At 55.7% G+C, this 19,302-nt stretch carries 13 protein-coding genes; 9 read left to right on the top strand and 4 right to left on the bottom strand.

Features of this window, described 5'->3' with window-relative positions; genetic code table 11:
• Position 1 precedes the first annotated feature (1 nt).
• Entirely contained in the window at positions 2–2,059 is a 2,058-nt protein-coding gene (locus QRN31_RS16510) for a UvrD-helicase domain-containing protein (RefSeq protein ID WP_285433144.1), read from the top strand.
• 358 nt (positions 2,060–2,417) lie between these two features.
• Here the strand turns inward: QRN31_RS16510 and QRN31_RS16505 are convergent, their stop codons facing one another.
• Complete coding sequence (locus QRN31_RS16505) at positions 2,418–3,290, bottom strand: BrxR family helix-turn-helix transcriptional regulator (RefSeq protein WP_285433143.1); 873 nt, start codon at positions 3,288–3,290, stop codon at positions 2,418–2,420.
• A 225-nt stretch (positions 3,291–3,515) separates the two neighbouring features.
• On the opposite strand from QRN31_RS16505, the gene QRN31_RS16500 reads away from it, so the two are divergent.
• The 8 genes from QRN31_RS16500 (at position 3,516) to QRN31_RS16465 (ending at position 13,029) form a co-directional block, all read left to right on the top strand.
• A complete protein-coding gene (locus QRN31_RS16500) occupies positions 3,516–5,624 on the top strand; it encodes an AAA family ATPase (RefSeq protein WP_285433141.1) in 2,109 nt (702 codons plus the stop codon).
• Positions 5,625–5,762: 138 nt separating this feature from the next.
• The gene (locus tag QRN31_RS16495) at positions 5,763–6,908 is read left to right on the top strand and encodes an ankyrin repeat domain-containing protein (RefSeq protein WP_285433139.1); all 1,146 of its coding nucleotides are present in this window, start codon (positions 5,763–5,765) and stop codon (positions 6,906–6,908) included.
• A 595-nt stretch (positions 6,909–7,503) separates the two neighbouring features.
• Positions 7,504–7,758: a hypothetical protein gene (locus tag QRN31_RS16490; protein WP_285433137.1), complete on the top strand. Its 255-nt coding sequence runs from the start codon at positions 7,504–7,506 to the stop codon at positions 7,756–7,758.
• An 11-nt stretch (positions 7,759–7,769) separates the two neighbouring features.
• Positions 7,770–8,822 (top strand): ADP-ribosylglycohydrolase family protein, encoded by a 1,053-nt coding sequence (locus tag QRN31_RS16485; protein WP_285433136.1) that lies wholly within the window; start codon positions 7,770–7,772, stop codon positions 8,820–8,822.
• A gap of 396 nt (positions 8,823–9,218) precedes the next feature.
• A complete protein-coding gene (locus QRN31_RS16480) occupies positions 9,219–9,911 on the top strand; it encodes a hypothetical protein (protein WP_285433135.1) in 693 nt (230 codons plus the stop codon).
• 400 nt (positions 9,912–10,311) lie between these two features.
• Positions 10,312–11,397 (top strand): GTPase family protein, encoded by a 1,086-nt coding sequence (locus tag QRN31_RS16475; protein ID WP_285433133.1) that lies wholly within the window; start codon positions 10,312–10,314, stop codon positions 11,395–11,397.
• A gap of 4 nt (positions 11,398–11,401) precedes the next feature.
• Positions 11,402–12,538, top strand: a complete 1,137-nt coding sequence (locus QRN31_RS16470) for a GTPase family protein (protein ID WP_095040968.1) — start codon at positions 11,402–11,404, stop codon at positions 12,536–12,538.
• A gap of 287 nt (positions 12,539–12,825) precedes the next feature.
• The gene (locus tag QRN31_RS16465) at positions 12,826–13,029 is read left to right on the top strand and encodes a hypothetical protein (RefSeq protein WP_285433129.1); all 204 of its coding nucleotides are present in this window, start codon (positions 12,826–12,828) and stop codon (positions 13,027–13,029) included.
• A 12-nt stretch (positions 13,030–13,041) separates the two neighbouring features.
• On the opposite strand, the gene QRN31_RS16460 is transcribed toward QRN31_RS16465, so the two are convergent.
• Genes QRN31_RS16460 through QRN31_RS16450 form a run of 3 tightly spaced genes read right to left on the bottom strand, consistent with a single transcriptional unit; the run spans position 13,042 to position 19,282 of the window.
• Positions 13,042–13,437 carry a hypothetical protein gene (locus QRN31_RS16460; protein WP_285433127.1) on the bottom strand — a complete coding sequence of 132 codons (396 nt, stop codon included), beginning with the start codon at positions 13,435–13,437 and terminating at the stop codon, positions 13,042–13,044.
• Positions 13,438–13,464: 27 nt separating this feature from the next.
• Positions 13,465–16,653 (bottom strand): UvrD-helicase domain-containing protein, encoded by a 3,189-nt coding sequence (locus tag QRN31_RS16455; protein ID WP_285433125.1) that lies wholly within the window; start codon positions 16,651–16,653, stop codon positions 13,465–13,467.
• Between the two features lies 1 nt (position 16,654).
• On the bottom strand, positions 16,655–19,282 hold the full coding sequence (locus QRN31_RS16450; RefSeq protein ID WP_285433124.1) for a PD-(D/E)XK nuclease family protein: 2,628 nt from the start codon (positions 19,280–19,282) through the stop codon (positions 16,655–16,657).
• Positions 19,283–19,302 lie beyond the last annotated feature (20 nt).

The following is a 19,302-nucleotide window of genomic DNA, read 5'->3' as shown; positions in this document are numbered from 1 at the left end:
CATGGCTAAAATGATGCTCCACCGGGACGTGCTCAAGGGCTTCGGCAAGCTCCCGGCAAAAGTGCAAAAGAAAGTCGTTGAACTGACGCAAAAGTTTGAAGAAGACAGTACCCAGGCGAGTATTCACCTAGAACCTGTTAATGCCACCAAAGACCCTAAGGTGCGCAGTGCCCGAGTTGGTCTGGATTATCGTGCCATCGTGATTGCGCCAGAGCAGGGCGATACCTACCTGCTCATGCATATTGATCACCATGATGAGGCCTACCAGTGGTGCGCCAACAAACGCTTTGAGACTCACCTTGCACTAGGCACCTTGCAGGTGTTCGACGTTGAGGAGGCTGAACGCTCGCTGTTGGCTGGGAATGACCAGGTTCAACCTGCTGTCCAGCCAGTTGTGCCCGATGTTGAGCTATATGTGCTGCAAAAACTTTCTGACGACGAGTTGTTTCACGCGGGTGTACCACACGCCTTGATTCCGGCTGTAAGGGCGGTGAGGTCAGACGACGACTTTGAGCGATTGTCTGAATACTTGCCGCCTGAGGCCAGTCAGATTTTGTTCGGGATTGCTGCGGGTATGGCGCTTGACGATGCCTTAAATGAGATGATTGGCGGTTTGAATGATGTTGCCAAACCTGTTGGACCAGGTGACTTCAGCCACTTGGCAGATATGTCCAATATGAACCTGGTACTGGTGCAGGGAGAGGAGCATTTACGTGAAATCCTCAGCGAGGACATTGAAGAGTGGCGTATTTTCTTGCATCCCTACCAGCGCAAGCTGGTCGAGTGGTCGACCAAGGGCCCCATGAAGATTTTTGGTGCCGCCGGTACCGGCAAGACCGTAGCGGTCATGCACCGCGCGGCCTGGTTGGCGAAACAGTGTACGGATAATGAAAAAGTCCTTATTACCACCTACACCACCAATCTCTCAGTCACCATCAAGGGCTTAATGGAAAAGCTTGCGGCCGGTTTCAGTGATCGCATTGAGGTGACCAATCTGCATCAACTGGCTAGGACTATTTGCTTCCGGGCTCACTGGAAAGGAAAAATTGCAGAGCCTGATGATTTGCAGTCGATCTGGAAGCAGGTCATGACGCTGCCAGCTGCAACGGAGCAAGAGTTTTCTGCCGACTTTCTGCGTGAAGAGTTCGAGCAGGTAATCGAACCTATGGGTATTTCGACTGAAGATGAATACCTTACGGCGGTGCGCAGTGGACGTCAGGTATTGCGTAGAAAACAGCGTAAAGCGCTTTGGAAGGTGTTTGTTGAGGTACGCAGGCAGCTTACTAAACGGGAGCTTCTGACTTTTGATGGCTTGATCCATCAGGCACGTCTGATCGTTGAGCGTGGCGACTTCCCGCAATACCGACATGTTCTTGTCGATGAGATTCAGGATTTTGGCCTTGAGGCTTTGCGATTGGTTGCTGCAATCAGCCCACTGGATAAAGATTTGAATGATCCACTTTGTGTTGTTGGTGACGGGCACCAGCGAATCTATAACGTAACCCCGGTGCCTATGGGCCGAGCGGGCATTGATGTGAGAGGGCGTTCTCGTCGTCTAAAAATCAACTACCGTACCAGCGAAGAAATTCGTGACTGGGCTCACGGGGTGCTGGAAGGTCTTGATGTCGATGACCTCAATGGCGATGTGGCGGTGACGCAGGGCGACCGTTCAGTATTCCATGGACCAAAACCGCAACTGGTCAAATGTGAAACAGATGATGACGTGGCTAGCGCTGTTCTGGCATGGATAAAGGGGCTGACCGAAATCGGTGAGATTCGTACCCATGAGATCTGTCTCACCCCGGTGAACAACAAGATCATTAATGCCCTGGAGTCTAACGGAATCGCTACTGTAGAGCTGAAAGCACGCCAGGCTGATCCGGGACAGGAAGAGAGTGGAGTGCGTTTTGGCAGCAAGAAACGTATCAAAGGCCTAGAGTTCAAAGCCGTTGCTATTCTTGATTTTGCTAACTCCGGCTGTGTTCTACAGCGATTTGAGAACTACGTCGCTGCAACACGGGCCCGACAGCAGCTACTGGTGGTGAGTAAACCTGAGTGATGCCTCGGTAGGGACGAGAGCTGTTGATGCAGGTACAACCCTCACTCCGAGTTTATTGACACGTAACAGCTCCATGGAGTCCCTATTTAAAAGCTCCTGCTGAAACCTGATGCTGAACTCCCGATTTTTTATGGGAGTCAGCGCCTGATGATGCGCTCCGATGTTGCCGATGCCCAAAGGCGAAAAGGCCTATCGCTCCCTAATCCGATGGACTTTCAAAATTCCGTCGACGGACTGGTTGATTCGGTCATGGGCATCGTCTGTCGATATGAACTCGTTAGCGTTCAGGTACTGGTTCCGCAATGCCTGAGCCGCGGGGGTTTCGAATTTTCGTCAAAAAGCCTCGACACTCCCCACCTCAGTTGTACAACCAGGGCTCCAATTCAGTCAGGTTCTTCACCACAATCTGCTGCGCTTCAGGCCGAGGCTCCATTTTTGTGGGGTCGATCTGATAACGCTGTAATACATATTTCACCAGTGCCCGGCGCGTAGGGATCAGAAGTTGGCCGTTTTGCATCCCGAAATCGGCTTCGATGATTGCCTTCTGTGCGGCTGTCAGTCGCGAGTCGGGCTCGATGATCACCGTTACCTCGTTATTCCAGACCTCGTCCCCATCAATCCCGTTCTCGGATATGCCTTCCAATTCGGGTTGACCGCGCAATCGACTCAGCACGAAGTCACGATACTGGTTGTTCTTCTCGCAATAGGCGCGTACGTGCCAACGCATACCGGTATAGACCAGGGTGTGTGGTGCGATGAGCCGACCTTCTGGGGCGGGGTTGGCCAGTGACACGTATTCAACTTCAAGGCGCATGTTTTCTCGACAGGCTTTGAGCAATGGCCGCAGGATTTCTGCGCGAATCGTCCGGTCCGGAACTTCCAGTACCTTGGTGTGGGCATAGGCCAGGGCCAGGCCTTCGATGTGCGGAGCCCGTTCGTTGTTCTGATAAAGCAGGTGAAGATAGGCACTGGCACTGTCGTCGATGAACAACGGCTTGAAGTGCTTGCTCGGCACGTAGCCCTTGAGTTGCTTGTCATATGTCAAGTTTCGGGGCGCATGTTCAGTGATGTAGGTGTTGATGTCCTTGGACGCCTGCTGGCGACTGATCCCGAAGCTCTGGATCAGGTGCACCGTGGTCAGCCGGCCTTCCCACCAGGCAATGGTCTCGATCAGTCGATAGCGAAGCGCCAGGTCCCAGCGGACCTGCTCGATAGATTGTTTGCGTTTCATAGCCCCTCCATGTGTGCGAATACTTTACCTGTACAAGTCTACAAGATAGACCTGTCGCTAAATATTACATATCGTTTGGCTGTCGGGAAGGTGAATCGACTCACACAAGGAAATGGTCGTGTGTATTGGATGCAGCTTCGCCGATTGCAGCGTGGCGCCCACTCGACTCATTTCGGCGCACCTCTGTTTCACCCTCCGGTCTTATCAGGTACAGGAACTACCACGATGCCAATCCGCCGCGCGATCAGTCATGACTCAAATCGCAGCTCCGGCCCCCACAGCCCAGACACTTGTGCGCTGTCGTTGAAATGGGCCTTCAAATTGATGCTCGATCTCGGCGGACACAGCAATCTGATTCAGCGGCATTACTTCAATGACGACGAGCTCGCTACCGAGCTAGGGTTGCGAGCACTTATTGGTGACGATGGCTTCAAGCCAAGCCATGCTCTGTTGCGCTTGAGAGCTGAACGCAAGGCTTTTGACATGCACTATTGCGAGGCTGGGTACCCGGATCGTTTGAGCCATAACCTGAAGGCGCTGGCACGTCTGATTGAATTGGACGACTCAGAATTAAGCATCCTCGGCTTTTGTGTGTTGATGCACTCCGATCCTGTGCTCAGTAGCGCCGCCGATCTGCTCGGGGCCATGGGATACAACCGCATGCTACGGGTCTTGTCGGTATTGCTGGATATCCCGCAGAAGTTGTTGGCTCGATACCTCGCTCACGATGGCCAATTGGTAAAGGCGGGGTTGCTGGAAGTCAATACGGTTTCTTGTACGGTCACTACCTTGAGCAGCCGGTTAGAAGTGGGTAACAGTGACCTTCCAGGCTTGCTGCGCTTCAACCGGGGGCAACCGATCGAGCTCTTCAAATACGCCTTCCGGCTGAGTGCGGCGGGGACCCTGGAGGAAGACGATTACGCGCACCTCAAGCAACCGATTAAGATTGCCAAGGCGCATCTGACCAAGGCCCTGGCTGAAGCCCGGTCAGGGGTTAACATACTGCTATATGGGCCGCCTGGTACCGGCAAGACGCAACTCAGCCGTCTGCTGGCGGCAGCACTTGATACACCTCTGTATGAAATTGCCTGCAGTGACAGCGATGGTGATCCGGTCAGCACCAATCAGCGTTTATGTTCATTGCGCTCGGCCATGAGTGTGCTCCGTTCGCAAAAAGCGTTGTTGCTGCTGGATGAAATTGAGGACGTTTTTGGCTCGCCTGCATTGTCTCTGGACCGAAAGGCCGGAGCTCAAAAAGGCTGGGTCAACCGCATGCTGGAAGAGAATGCGTTGCCCTGTTTTTGGCTGAGCAACAGCATCGAATCACTGGATAGCGCCCATATCCGGCGGTATGACCTGGTTATCGAGTTACCCAACCCGCCAAAGGCTCAACGCGAGCGCATTATTCGTGGCTGCGGCGGCGATAAGCTGAGTGACGAACTGGTCCGCAAAATGATTGAGCATGAGCACATGAGCCCTGCGGTCATCACTCGCGCTGTGAGCATTGCCCGCAACCTTCATCCTCGTTCAGGCAAGGCTCTGGATGCCACCGTTGAATGCCTGGTGGACAGCACGCTCAAAGCTCAAGGCTTCGATAAGCTTGAGCGTAATCAAGGGCATTCACTTCCTGCCTTCTATTCGCCTGAACTGATTAACACTGACGTGGCGACCGCCGGATTACTGGATGGCCTGCGTGAACACCCCGAGGCGCGTCTTTGTTTTTACGGGCCTCCAGGCACAGGGAAGACGGCATTCGGTTGCTGGATTGCCCGAGAGTTGGGTAAACCCCTGATGGTGAAACGGGTGTCCGACTTGGTATCGCCTTACGTGGGCATGACCGAGAAAAACCTGGCCGCAGCATTTGAAAAGGCTGGGCAAGATGATGCGGTATTGCTGCTGGACGAGGTCGACAGCTTTTTGCAGGACCGGCGCAAGGCCACCCAAAGCTGGGAGATAACGGCAGTCAACGAAATGCTCACGCAAATGGAAAGTTACCGTGGCCTGTTTATCGCTTCAACCAACTTGATACGCGATCTGGACGAGGCTTCCTTACGTCGATTTGATCTGAAAATCCATTTTGGTTATCTGCGCCAAGCTCAAGTTCAGCAATTGTTCAGTGCGCATATGCAGGCGCTCAAGCTCAAGGACCCTTCCAGCGCAGCGGGGCTGCGCTTGAAGCATGAGGCTCATCTGACGCCGGGTGATTTCGCTGCGGTAGCCCGGCGTGCGCGCTTCAAGCCCTTTGTCAGTGCTGATGAACTGGCCAGTGCGTTGCTGGCGGAAAGTCGTTTGAAAACCGTCGGGTTGCAGCGACCGATTGGGTTCGTTCATTAGTTCACAAGTGTCACATTCGAGTGTTTAGTGGCTTATCGCCATTTTCTCAATGGTGCAGCTATGCATTAATTTATTAGTACGTTTGGTGCAGCACCAAACAATTGCCCGATTGGGCCTCGGTCGGCAGCGAGCTAGCAGATGAATGAATTCACACATCACCGGCAGGACTTCTTTATCCCTCGTGTCAGGACTTCAGGCGACCGAGTAAAGGTGCTCGTTGTTGACATCTATCAGATTGGCGGCCACTACGCCTATGTCGATTGGCGTGAACTGATCAATGATTTCGCTCGGCAGTGGTTGGCGCGGCACCCTCATCAGCGGCCTGCAACTCTCTGGTTCTCCAGAGCCTATAGCAGTCTGTTCAACGGTGGCGATTGCTGGCATGGAGCTTGTAGTTCGAACTTGCCTGAAGCTTTCCTGGTGGAGCTGGCGGCATTTTTGGCCAACACGCTGGAAGGGCACGTCAAAATAGGCGAGGAAGTGATTGTAAATGAGGAGGAGGGCTGGCGACCTTATCTACACTTCGAGGCCGGCAAGGTCTGGGACGAGGACGAGATCGAGAGGGGCGGTTCAGTGGATCTCGGTCCCTGTGATGCATCCATGTCCAGGGTAGGCATCGAAAGTGACTCTAATGGCTCCAATATTTACGCTGATCCAGCTGGGCGATCGGTTCTGGAAAACCTTCAGCGAGCCAACACGGCAGAGTTCGAGGAAACACTAAAGTCTCGGGATAACGGTGAGATTGAACACTACGTCACTCGACACGCGGACAAGCTTTCCAATCCGGACTTGTTCCTGCATGGCGACACCCCGCTGCATATGGCCGCCTTGGCCAGTCACACGGATGCCTGCAGGCAGTTGCTTGAACGTGTCGATCCTGCGATCAGAAACGCGGCTCAACGCACCGCACTCATTCATTTGGCGAAATACCGGCGTCACGAGTCCTATGGTCGAGTGATCGAGATGCTGTCGTCGACCATCGATGCAGCAGATGGAGCTGGCAGGACCGCACTGATGTATGCCGCGCTGGGAACGGTAGGGCTGCGAGGCAATACCCGACTGGTAAAGGCACTGGCGCGTAACGGTGCAAATTTGGCTTGCCCTGACAATGAAGGTCAGACCGCACTCAAGTTGGCAATGCGCGATAACAGGGACGGGGGTAACTCAGCGGTGGTTGAGTTGCTCAAGAGGTTCACGATCGAGCATGCCGCGCTTCAATGTTTTAATGCCCAGTATCACTGCGGGTTTAGCTGGGAGGGGGATTTCACTTTCAGCAGCCGTTGAAGCACGGGGTGATTTTGAAGGAGCGTGAAGCTACAAATAGGGCCTGAGTAACAGGTCACCAGCAGTTGACCTGTTAACGAACAGCAGATCAACCTCATCGCTACCAGACTTTTCAGGCCTCTGAGAGCGCAGTTTTGTGCTCAAGCTGCAGTCCACTCCACCTGCCCCTACTCCCGTGCTGACGCAAAGGGTGCAATTAACCCGCCCCCTGTGCCGAGTAAAAAACGACGCCAATGATTTCGCTCGGATAGCGTTTCCAATCAGCGCGTTGGGCAGTGGCCGCAATATGTAAAGTTTGAGGACGTATGTACTCTGGTGCATCCACTGAGGGCTTCGAACGGTTGGATCGGTTTACGCGCAAGCTCCGAACAACCTGCCCCGGATCTACCGGGCTAACTGCCAGGCAATACTCTTGGCTGACCAATAGCAAAAACCCATTTTTCTACGAGTCTGTTCGCCGGATACATGCGTTTCATGCGCCCTCCATGTGTGCGAATACTTTACCTGTATAAGTCTACATTCTAGACCTGTCATTTAACACGACATATCGTGTGTCTGTCTTCGAGGTAAATCGAACTCACGGAAGGAAGTGGACATGAGTATGTCGGACGCAGTCTCGACAGGTGCGTTGCTGATGATTGGACTGATCTTTTTGGTGCTGTTGATGCAGTACCTGCGGTTGCGCGAGATCTGGCACCTACTGCTTGGCAATCAGATGGCGGCCCGTTGGGCGCGCATCCGGGAAATGGAAAACCGAGAGTTGCGCTCGGCATTGCGGGCAGAAAAAGCGCACGTGGAACAGTTGCAGAGAAAACTGGAAATTGTGCTGGCGATGGTGCCAGTCGCGTGAGGGGAAAGGACATGAAGCGACTGGAAAGAATCAAAGGGTGCTTGGTTGGCGGTGCTGTTGGCGACGCGCTGGGCGTTTCGGTGGAATTCCTCGAGTGGCCTGCCATCGAGGCTAAATACGGTCCTCAGGGCATTGTCGATTTCACCCCGGTCCGTGGTGTTACTGGTGCCATTACCGGCGACACGCAGATGATGCTGTTCACTGCTGAAGGTCTTTTGCGTGCCTTTGTGCGGAGCAGCTCGGGGGGCATATGCCATGTGCCAAGTGTCATTCACCATTCGCTGCTGCGCTGGTTGATGACCCAGGACTATCCGTCGGCAACATCGGTGAACGCCGATGGCTGGCTGATCACCGAGCCGGCTCTTTGGTCGTGCCGTGCTCTTGGTACTACCTGCCTGAGCGCACTCAAGGCCAGCTCGCACCTGGGGGCAAATGCCGAAAACAACAGCAAGGGCTGCGGCGCGTTGATGCGAGTGGCACCTTGTGCATTCTTCGCTAACGCATTCGAGTACGCCGCTCAATCTGCCCGCCTGACCCACGGACATCCCTCCGGTTATCTTGCGGCGGGTCTGTTGGCTGACATCCTCCAGCGTCTGATTGATCACCAGACCAGCCTGGAAAATGCGGTGACTTCAAGCCTGGCCCTGCATGGTCAGAAAGCGGGCATGGAGCAAACGCGCAGCATGCTCGAACGCGTGTTGTTTTTCTTCTATGAAGGCTATCGCCCTACACCCCAGCGAATCGCCGAGTTCAGTGGCGGGTGGTTGGCGGAGGAAGCCTTGGCCATTGGTCTTTGGTGTGCGCTTTCGGCCGACACCCTGGAAGAGGGCATCATCAATGCGGTGAACCACGATGGCGATAGTAACGGTACGGGACTGATAGCCGGCCATTTACTCGGTATCCAGCATGGCACGGCAGCGATCCCGTCGCGGTGGTACGAGCGATTGGAGTTGCGTGGGGTGATCGAGCAGGTGGCTGAGGATATTGAGCGCGTGCCTCGGGATTACTGTGGTCATGGAGGGGAGTTCGATGAACAGATCGAGCGGGCATACCCCGGGAGCTGAGTGGGCCAAGCCATAAAGTGTGTATATGAATTTTGGAGAACTGCCATGCCCATAAAGCCCAGACCTCTTACCTACGTCTGCCGGGATTGCGGGTGGAGGAAAACAGTGACACCGCAAAGTGACGCACTGCGGCCAGGAGAGTGGTTTGATCAATGTCCCAGGTGCCAAAGCACGTCATTGACTACCCGATTCCCTGGGTTGTTGGAGCGGACACTGGCCGAATTTTTGTCGCGCTGGTAAAGGCATTACAACTGCATTGCACGCAAAGGTGATGTCTAAATGGCATTATCTGGCCTGACTGGTTAATCGCCCCAATTTGCTAGTCGCTGGACGAGTCCGCAGTGAAGCAAAGCATCTCGTCATTTGTCGGGCATTTGATCTACAGGAAGTTAGTTGATGAATAAAATGATTGTGAACCCTTGGCTGTCCGTTTCGCCGTTGGGTCCAGTGACCTGCTGTCATCCGGTTGGGCATGACCTTATTCATCTGAGACAGGGAGAGATGGATGGGGCCTGTGGTCCCTATTGCATCACCATGGCGCTGATCACGTTAGGGGTGTTGACGCGCGATCAAGCCCGCAATCTTGATCAATTCGATGGCCGAACCCGAGAGGGACGCTTCCGTGAAAATCTGTTGGCGTTCGGAAGCCTGGTGACAGAGGGCACTGATGATTTCGATATCAGCTGGCTCGCTGAAACATTCAAGGGGGTAGGCGTTACGACTCAGATACTTGACGTGGCGCGCAGAAGAAAAGCGACGATCGAACAGATTGCTAAAGCGGTGGACAGCAGCGACATCCCGATAGTGGGTGTGGATTGGCAGGGAGGGGCCGGTCATTGGTTGATGGTGGTGGGCTATCAAGGCTATCAATTTGATGAAGAGCAGGATATGCAGATCACTCATCTGCTCTGCCTGGACCCCACCAGCGACGCGCCAAGGACTTCACTCTGGAATGCGGTGATAGAGGTATTTGACGAGTCCGGCGAGTCTGTAAACGAGGGGCGGTTCTACTGCCGCCATTGGGGGACGGGCGACATTGTCAGCGATTGCCGGATATCCACGAGTGTTGTGGTGGGTAGCAATGAATAGACCTCAAAGCGTTTGATTCAGTGATCGATAACAGCCCTCAGGTTTGATAATTCAGCGTGAGCGTTAGTGGCTGGCCTCTTTGCTGGGGGGGCTGAGGTTGGATCATCAAGAATTACAACAACGAGCTGAACGCAAAAAAGCATGGGCGTGCGACACAACCTGTCGCGCTGTCACTAATAATGGCCATTGACGATTTACAGAGGTCGCCATCGGATGACCCATAGCGTCGTTAGAACACGGACTCTATCTAGTGCAGAAGATTGACTGCAGGGCGTTATCCGAAAAAATTGGACAGCATTTTCAACCTTCCCAGCGTCATCAAGATTGTTTTTCTGTGGAGCTCAACTTTTTATTTTTTTGGGCGATACAGTAGGCAAAACTATTTCATAGGAGTGTTTGCATGAGCGGTTTTAAGGACGATGAAGATTTCGGCGAGAAGTTCGCTAACGAATTCAAAAGTGCTCGCAGCAAGATCAAGAAGCCCAACATTCTCGTTTTAGGCGGGACGGGTGCAGGTAAGAGCTCTTTGGTGAATGCGACGTTTGGTGAAGCGCTTGCGGGTGTAGGTGCTGGAAGTCCTGTCACTAAAGGAATCGAAAAATACGAAAATGAGCTGATTCGCATATTCGATAGTGAAGGTTATGAGTCTGGCGAAGAGGCGCAGAAGCGATACAAGGAGCAGGTCGTTGACTTCGTCAAAACGAGAGCGCCACAACTAGATGATCAGGTCCACTTGGCCTGGTACTGCATCAGTGTCGCTAACCACCGCGTTTTTGATATCGATACCAAAACGATCAATGAGATTGTCGCCAGCAAGATTCCAGTTGCGGTAATCATGACGCAGGTCGATCAAGTTTCTGAGGAAGATAGCCAGACTCTTGTCGCCGTGGTCAAAGACAAATGCCCAAAGGTTACAGTCTTTGAGTTCTCAACCGATGCCTCGGTGGGGTTGACCGTGGAGCCTTTGATTACGTGGGCACACAACCATCTGGACGATTCGCTCAAGGAAGGTTTTATCAGCTCTACAAGGAGCGGAATTGAGCTCAAACGCAAACAGTCCTACATGGTAATTGCTCAGCACGTAGCGAGTGCAGCGACTATTGCGGCAAGTCCGATCCCTTTCTCCGATGCTCCGGTTCTGGTCGGAAACCAAATCGCTATGATTGCGCGGTTGGCGTCTATTTGGGACATGCCAAGTATTAAATCCCTTGCTGCCGGTGGCATTTTTTCACAGCTGATCGCGCAATTGGGTCGTAGTCTGGCAGGCAATCTAATCAAATTTATCCCCGGGGCCGGGAGTGCCGTAGGTGCTGCCATTAATGCTTCGATCGCATCGGCCATTACTGGTGCGGTAGGTTACGCCGTGACCGAGGTGTGTGAGCGCGTAGTGGAGGATGATCTGAATGGCGTAGTCAAGGACATTGCAGAATACTTCGATAGCAATCTGATTTCCGAGCTGATCAAAGCGAAGATGAAAGGAGGCTAGCGCCGTGTCTCAGATTAACGTTCTTATCTTGGGTAAGTCAGGGTGCGGGAAGTCCTCGCTGCTGAATTACCTTTGGGGCAAAAAAATCGCCGAAGCGGGTGCGGGTCGACCTGTCACGCCTAAGGCGGCAGACGCAAAAGGTTGTGGAATTTACCCGTACCCACCCATTGTTCTGAATGATTTCAAGATGGTGGTGCATGACAGTTGGGGCATTGAAGCTGACAAAGCCGAAGACTGGCGTGAACTGATCATTAAGGAAGCACATGAGCGTGAGGATCGAGGACAGATCACTGACTGGTTCCATACAGTTATCTACTGCATCAGCGCCAAGGGAGCGCGTGTAGAGGATTACGAGTTCAAGGCGGTCATCAACCCGCTGATCGAACAAGGGTTTAACGTAGTATTCGCCCTTACAAAATCGGATATCGCTTCCGATAGCGAAAGACGAGACGTTCGTAATTATTTGCAGAGCAAGGTGCCAAAGTGCGGCGCGATTATCGATGTCAGTAACCTGGGGCAAAAACTCAGGAATGGTCGAGAGACCACGGCGTTCGGGGATGCTGCTTTGCTACAGGCCATCATGACCAGTGTGAAGGCCAACCTGATTGGCAAGATACGAGCGCAGTTTCTCAGGCGTTGTAATATTCGGGCTGATCAATGGAAAGAAAAAGTTCTGAGACTATACGATCAGGAAGCAGGATTTTTTAGCAATTACTCGAAAGTACACACCAAGGTGGCCGATTTTGCAGCTTCAAACTCTAAAGAGATGGCGGTAGAGTTGAAGAGCTGGATGGTCAGTGTCACCCGTGAGGCGCAGGTTATTTTTAATGGATTGGGAGTGCTATTTGGCGCTCAACAGTTCCATCGTGAAACGTTGCGAGATTATGACCGCGAAATCATCGCAGCAGATCTGTTGAAATGGGATTGGACCGATAACCTCACAGAAACAGTCTTTCAAATAATACCTATCTTGAATATGGTTTACGCCGTAGCAAAGAAGGGCATGCATCGAGACATGCTTGCGGAGAAACTTGATAAAGCAATTTCGGTTTTCAAAAATCGCAGTATTGATGTGAGCAGCAAGCTGGACAGCTACTTGGGGCGAGTTCTCGCGATTCCGACAATGGCAACTCAACCGTAGACTTCATCAAAAAGCCAAGCAGCGCTTGCCGCTTGGCTTACGTCTTCGATTTCAATCAGGCGGCATGCTCTCGACTGCCGAGCCGGTTGAGCAGATTTGGTGCTAGCGACACAATCTGACGCCCTCCCTCCGTATCGATGAGCCCACCGACGATTGTTCGAGGGCACACCTGATGACCTCGCAGCTGTTCATTCGCTGCTCGACAGGCGCGCGACAATTGAAGGGTGATGCATTGAGTAAACCTGTGCACTAAATCCCAAACGTTACAACTAAAGAAGGAGCTCACCATGGTCATGCCCATGCGACCGTTCACCCGCATCTGCGAAGCTTGCGGCTGGAGCCGGACGGTCGTCCCGGTCAGCGATGTGCTGAGCCCCAAGGACTTCCCGGACATTTGCCCGGGGTGTGGCGGCACTCAGTTTGAAATGCGCCGTGCCACGCCCTGGGAAGTGGCCGTTGCCAAGTGTAAGAGACTGCTCAAGCATCCCTGAGCAGGCAGGTATTCAGGGTGCGGTGCACTTTGCGGGTAGGACTTCGTTTTGTGTCTCTGCAGGCAGTAGCTGATAGGTTGCCGAATCTGTACGCAGGTATTTGGCTTTGGCGCCATTTCGGACGGCGTAACCTCCGTCACCGGTGAGCTTGTCGACCGCGTAATCGGCGATGGCCGGGCGGATGCCGTTTTCCTTGAAGAACTCAAAACCAATCCGATACTTCTCGACCTGTTTACCGTCGATTGAGCGCAGCACCTTGCGCTCATCCGAGAGCAGATCCTGCGCCTTGAAGACCGCGCCCAATACGCCTTCCTTGATTTCCAGAGCGATGGATTCGTACAGCGTCATAGTCGTTCCTTTGTTGAGTGTGTGGCGGCAGTTTTCAGCCGCCGCGTAGAGTTGAGTCATTTGAATCGTAACCGATGGGGCTTGCCCTCACAGGACCCGGAACGCACCGGCTGCCGTGGGCAGGAAAATCCAGGCTTCTTTTACCGGGCGTCCTGACGCGCGGGTAATGGCGTGCGCATAGGCTTGCAATTGTCCGGCATATTCGCCCGCCAGTTGGTCCCAACTCGCGGAAGCTTTGGGACTGGATTTATGGTCAATCAGAACCCAGCCGTCGCCGATGTCCAGCAGCAGATCCAGGCGTCCATTGAGCACTTGCCGGGAGGCCAGCACTTGTTGCACGGGATACTCCGCCATTGCCCGAGCGTGCGGCCAGCGTGCGGCAATCCAGGCGTGCAGGGCACGGGATTGTTCCAACACCTGGCTGGCATTCACATGCTGCTCCATCCCATAGCCCTTGAGTATGCGTTGCACCTCATCCAGCACCAGTGGCGTGTTGGGATCGGTGAACGATAAGCCCAGGCAGGCGTGGATCGCCGTGCCCAGGACACTCATATTCGGTTTGCCGTTTAGCGTGAGGCGGTAACCGATATTGCAAGTTTCTCGCGCTGTGACGTGGGGCTGCGCAGCGCTGCTGGAGGGACTGAAACTTAGCGGCAGGCGCGGAGCTTGCGGGGTAACAGGTGCGAACCAGTGCACGCCGCTAAAACTGGCGGGGTCTTGCACAAGGGCCTCAACGGCGGTCAGTTTCCAGTAGTCGGCCTTGAGGGTTTGCCCGTCAGGCAGGGTAATGTGAGTCGCATCCTCCTGCGGCAGCAACCAGGGTGCATCGATGCACTCAAGCCACTCGCCCGACGGTTTTTGACTTGGGCGCGCCAGCACCAGTAAGTCGCGGGCACGGGTCATGCTGACGTACAGCAGGCGTTTCGCTTCTTCCACCGCGCTTGTGCGGAATTCTTTGGCCACTTTGGTCTCAGCGATGGTGTCTGCCAGCGGGATTTTCTGTTGCAGCCCGAAGGGCCATGGCCAGTAACGGATAAACCGATCCTCCAGTGGCCGTTGAGGATCGAACGCGCTCCCCGAGCGGGCGGATACCGACCACAACCGGTCCCCCACAGAGCGCGCCAGGTCCATTAGAATCACCACCGGCCATTCCAGGCCCTTGGCGGCATGATGGGTCATCACCCGGACTGCATCAATGGCGGGTGTGGCCAATGGATCGTTGTTCTGGCGGGCGGTTTCGCCCAGCCAGAGCACCAGGCCGGAGATCGAGGCAGCCTGTCGTGCACTTCGGCACAACTCTTCATATTGCTGGGCAAGTTCGATCAGCGCATCCAGATTGGCTAGGCGTGTCTGTGCCTGTGCCGGGCTGGCCGACCAACGTACGACCCGTGCCGGCAAATCGCATTCGGCAATCACGGTTTGCAGGGCTTCGGCGGGTGCCAGCAGCGGCAAGTGCGCCCGCAATGCAGCCAATTTGGCTACCAGGGGATGGGCTGTGTGGTTTTCCACGGTCTCTTCCAGCCACTGGCTGAGGCGATGATTGCCGTCCAGGTAACGCAGACGATCGGCGACCCAGGTTTCGGGTTCGGTACCGTCGGCCAGGGCCACGATTTCGGCTGTGGCCAGGGTGTCGGCGGGATCATTGAGGCGGCGCAGGCATGCCAGTGCCAGCGTCGCCTCGGCGGTGGCCAATAAACCAGCCTGGGCAGTGGAGCAGGGGATGCCAGCCGCCGCGAGTGCCGAGGCGACCTTGGCGACGTTCGCGTGGGAATAGCACAGCACGGTGATATCGCCCAAACGGACAGGGCGCGTCTGTGCAGCAGCCTTGTCGAATACCTCATAGTGCTCGTCAATGAGCTTGCCGATGCCCGTGACCAGCGCGCCGACTTGCAGGTCGGCGTTCTTGCCTTCGAGCAGCCAGTTGGCGAATGCGGGGCCGGCCAATTGATCCTTGCGATTGGGCTTCAGTTCGACTTCGGCGCGGGGCAGGGTCTTTGAGAACGCATGGCTGAATGCTTCGTTGACGAGCTGTACCAGTTCCGGTCGCGATCGCCAGGAGAACGGAAGTATTTCCTTCTGGCCGCCCAGCGCCGTCAATGAGCTCAGAATGGACTGCATCAGCGCGCTGTCACTGCCGCGAAACCCGTAAATCGCCTGCTTGATATCTCCTACCCAGTACACACGTTTGGCAAATCGGGCGAGCTTGAGGAACAGCGCCAGCTGCATGGGGCTGGTGTCCTGAAACTCGTCCACCATCACCAGGTCCAGCTCGTCGTCCAGCACCTGGGCCACGGTGGGGTGGTCCAGCAGGTTCAGCAATGCATGTTCCTGATCGGCGAAATCCAGGGCGCCCAGTTCACGTTTGCTGTCGCCATAGATGGTCAGCGCATCTATCGCCAGATCGAACACCTGTCGCAAATAATCGTTCAGGTCCTGATGCAAATTGGGATGTTCGGCGTAGCGTGCGACACACTCGGTGACGCCTTCAACGCAGGTTTTGAGATTTTTTTCCGGTGCCGACTTCGCCAGCTTTGCCCAGGCACTCCACGGCACACTGCCTCGACTCAGCTCCAGCCCGAAATCCCGTAGTAGCGACACATACTCGGTGGTCACTTTCGTTTTGCTTTCAGCGTCGGCCAGCGCCGCCAGTGTACTTGGAATGAGGCGCTTGAGTTCGCCGCTCAGGTCGCTTTGGGTGGCCTTGGGGAAGTTGTCGAGCAATTCCTGGGCGTTGATCGCGGCAAAGTCGCGGGCGCGGTCCATTGCGATATCGTTGGTGCGCAGTTGGTCAACGATGCGGCGTAGATCGTCCAGCCAACTGTTCTCGTGACGACCCCCTTGCTGGCCCTTTTCTTCCAGGCCCAGGCGACGTGCCACTGCGAGAAAGTCCGCCATACGCTCACCATGCAGCACTCGGTCAATCGCCTGATTCAGCAACGCTTTGGCCTGGCTTTCCTCCAGCACTCGCTGTTGCGGCGCCATGCCTGCTTCGAAGGAAAATCGCTCTAGCAACTGGCCGCAAACGCTGTTTATGGTGCCGATACGCGCCTGGCCCATGGCGTTCGCCAGGCCCATGTCACCTTGCTTGAGCAGGTGGCTGCGCACCCGCTCTCGAAGCTCGGCGGCGGCTTTGCGGGTAAACGTGGTGGCGATCACGCCCGCAGGCTGAACCTGCTGGCTGCTGAGTTCGCGGTAGAGAATGTCGGTCAGGCGATGGGTCTTGCCACTGCCTGCACCCGCGCTGATGAAGGTAATGCGTGCGGTTACTGGCGGCATGTCATTGCTCCCATCCGGCGAGGGTCAAATAGTCGTTGTAGTCTTCTTTAAGATATTCCATGGCCATGGCGAACTCCGGTGGCTGCGAGGCGTCGGTCGCTTCAATGCGCTCCAGCGCCACTTCGAATTCGCCTTGTCCAATTTGCTCCTGTCGCCATTTCCAGGTTCTGATAAAACTGTCCCACAACTCTCGGGTGGTTGCAGGTGGATTGGCGGCGATGACCTCTGCGTCAGCGAAGACCTGGTTATCGGGTACCAGTAGCTTGGCGGACTCCAGAATGTAGTAGGCCACCGACGGCCAGGAACCACTTTCTTGACGCAACAGTTCGGCATAGATCGCCAGTTGCAGGTGGCGGTTTGCCTTCAGCTTTTCGGGGTATTTCTTCCCGCCTGCCCACTTCATGTCGACGATGGCCTGTTGTCCGTTGGCGGTCGTGAGCACCAGGTCGGCGGAGCCAATAAGTGCGCGCCCGGAGAACTCTCCGGTCAGGCTTTTTTCCGAGATGACCGTGCACACGCCTGCCTGGGTCATTTGATGACGCAAGGTCATCAGCGCTCGGTGCAGTCGATGGCGCAACGTCGCCAGGTCGGCGCCGCGTCCCGCCATGTGCAGCACCGCGCCCTGCTCGGCGACGATTGTGTCGAAGGCGCCTGCGAACCAGCGTTCAAAAGATGCATCGCTCAGCGTGAGGGCGTCGGGCAACTGAAAATAACGCTCGGCTAGCCCGTGGGCCAGATTGCCGTTCAGGCGGAAATCGTCGCCCAGGCTGATACTGTCGGAGGGGTAAAGCTTGGCCACATACTTGAGCAGCCACTGGTAGGGGTTGAACAGCAGCAACTCGAGACTCGAGAACGAGGCGTTCTGCGGGACAGCCAGCGGTACGTCGACAGGCAGTTTCCACCAGCGTTTCTGTTGTGGCAGCGGTACGCGCGCGACCGGTTCGCTGAGCGGGCCGGATTGCAGCATTAGATGCTCAAGGGCTTGCACAGGCGCGTTGGTCGTTGCGGTCTGGATCATCTGCCACAGCGGGTGGCTTTCTTCATCAGGTGGCGCTAGCACCAGTGTCAACTGATGCTTGGCTGCCAGCACCGGACGCAGCCAATCCTGCGCGGCGTTGGCCAGCCGCGTGGCATTGTCGGGAAGGGTGACGCCCGCAAGGGCCAGTTGCCGCAATTCGGCGGTCGACCACGGGTGATTGGCCGGCAGCGATGGCATGGCCACCTCCCACCAGATGACCTGGTCGGTGGGCTCAATGGCGGCTCCTGGTTGCGAGACTGCCAAGTGAGCACCAACCTGCGCAACGTTCAGGAGGTTATCCGTGCCATTGCCCGTGGCCTGTTCGATCACCTGCTGCAACTGCCGCTGACGCAATGTCGAAACGCCCTGAGCCAGCAGCGTGTCGAGGGTTTCCATGCAGGCGCTACATTGTGCATAGCCGGCACGGGCAGCCAGGCTCTGGGCGGGTGCTTCATTGCCCAGGCGCAGGCGAAAGTATTCCTGCAAAAGTTGTGTGCGATCGAGCACTTCCTTCAGTGGTGCACCGGCATCGGGATCATAGCCGGGGCTTTCAACCCACTGTGCAATGGACAGTCGAACACTCTGTGCATCCGCGTTCTCGTAATGCTTGTCGATGTCTTCCAGCACCTGCTCCCAGCGTGGCCCGATGATGCCCGGCGCATCCGCCAGCTTGGCGGCCAGCTGCTGGCGGGCAAACCGACGTATCGGGCACACCGGATGGGTCAAGAATTGGAGCAGCGCGCGGTAATCCAGTGGCGCCCACAGCAACTCCATGACTAGTGGCAGTACCTGAAGCGCTGGGCGCAGGTCGTTGTTTTCCTGCAAGCCGTGGCGTGCCTGGTTGGCGCCGGCCAAGTGTGCGTCCAGGCGCGAGCCCTGGCTGCTGGCGACCAGCAAGGTAGGTGTGCTGTGCGCTAAGGTGCGGCTCAGCCAACTGGCTCCCAGCACGCGGGTCTGCGCCTGCACCACAGTTACCGTGCCGTCATCTTCCCAAGTCAGCGGATCGCATTGAGCGCCCTCCGCTTGCTGGAGCAGACAGGTCTGCAAACGCCCCAGAAACCCTTGGCTGGCACCCATCGGTGCACTCGCCTGCTCGTGCGGTAAGCGTTCGAGGACCGCTTGCCAGCGCTGCGGATAAATCGCCCAGTCATCGACCAGTCGCAGCTGGGCAATCGGTGGCCGCCGTTGCGCCAGAGCCGCGAGCACGTGCTGCAAGCGCTCGCCCATGGAAGCTGCAACGTGCTGGCGCGCCAGTGGCTCTATATCAGCCAAGTCCCGCAGGCGCTGGTTGGCATCGGCACCAACGGTGCCGTCCCACCCGTGCAAGGACCAGGTGTCGCGCCACTCCAGCAACGTCTCTGCAACCCCCAGCTCATCCACTGCGAAACTGACATGGTAGAACCGATCCGGGCTGTCCATCCGTGCCAGGCAGTCTCGGTAGGCCGCGGTGCGTTGCGCTGCGCACGGGCGTATTTGAATCAGGCCAAGCTGGGTTTCAAGGTAATCCAGCAAACCCTGTGGACCAACCGTCAGCACGCCCAAGCGATCACTCGCCTGGGTGGCCCGCTGGCCATCCAACTGCATACCAAAAGTGATGTTTGTTTCAGACACGCTGACGCTCCTTGTGAGTG

The sequence above is a fragment of the Pseudomonas sp. fls2-241-R2A-110 genome (genome assembly GCF_030209165.1).
GTDB lineage: Bacteria > Pseudomonadota > Gammaproteobacteria > Pseudomonadales > Pseudomonadaceae > Aquipseudomonas.
The sequence above is the reverse complement of the archived record's forward strand: the minus strand, read 5'-3'. Positions and strand labels throughout refer to the sequence as shown.

Coding starts and splice junctions, on each gene's coding strand:
- QRN31_RS16475 (WP_285433133.1), top strand. CDS start 10,312: ATGAGCGGTTTTAAGGACGATGAAGATTTCGGCGAGAAGTTCGCTAAC.
- QRN31_RS16480 (WP_285433135.1), top strand. CDS start 9,219: ATGAATAAAATGATTGTGAACCCTTGGCTGTCCGTTTCGCCGTTGGGT.
- QRN31_RS16490 (WP_285433137.1), top strand. CDS start 7,504: ATGAGTATGTCGGACGCAGTCTCGACAGGTGCGTTGCTGATGATTGGA.
- QRN31_RS16510 (WP_285433144.1), top strand. CDS start 2: ATGGCTAAAATGATGCTCCACCGGGACGTGCTCAAGGGCTTCGGCAAG.
- QRN31_RS16460 (WP_285433127.1), bottom strand. CDS start 13,437: ATGACTCAACTCTACGCGGCGGCTGAAAACTGCCGCCACACACTCAAC.
- QRN31_RS16495 (WP_285433139.1), top strand. CDS start 5,763: ATGAATGAATTCACACATCACCGGCAGGACTTCTTTATCCCTCGTGTC.
- QRN31_RS16500 (WP_285433141.1), top strand. CDS start 3,516: ATGCCAATCCGCCGCGCGATCAGTCATGACTCAAATCGCAGCTCCGGC.
- QRN31_RS16505 (WP_285433143.1), bottom strand. CDS start 3,290: ATGAAACGCAAACAATCTATCGAGCAGGTCCGCTGGGACCTGGCGCTT.
- QRN31_RS16465 (WP_285433129.1), top strand. CDS start 12,826: ATGGTCATGCCCATGCGACCGTTCACCCGCATCTGCGAAGCTTGCGGC.
- QRN31_RS16455 (WP_285433125.1), bottom strand. CDS start 16,653: ATGCCGCCAGTAACCGCACGCATTACCTTCATCAGCGCGGGTGCAGGC.
- QRN31_RS16485 (WP_285433136.1), top strand. CDS start 7,770: ATGAAGCGACTGGAAAGAATCAAAGGGTGCTTGGTTGGCGGTGCTGTT.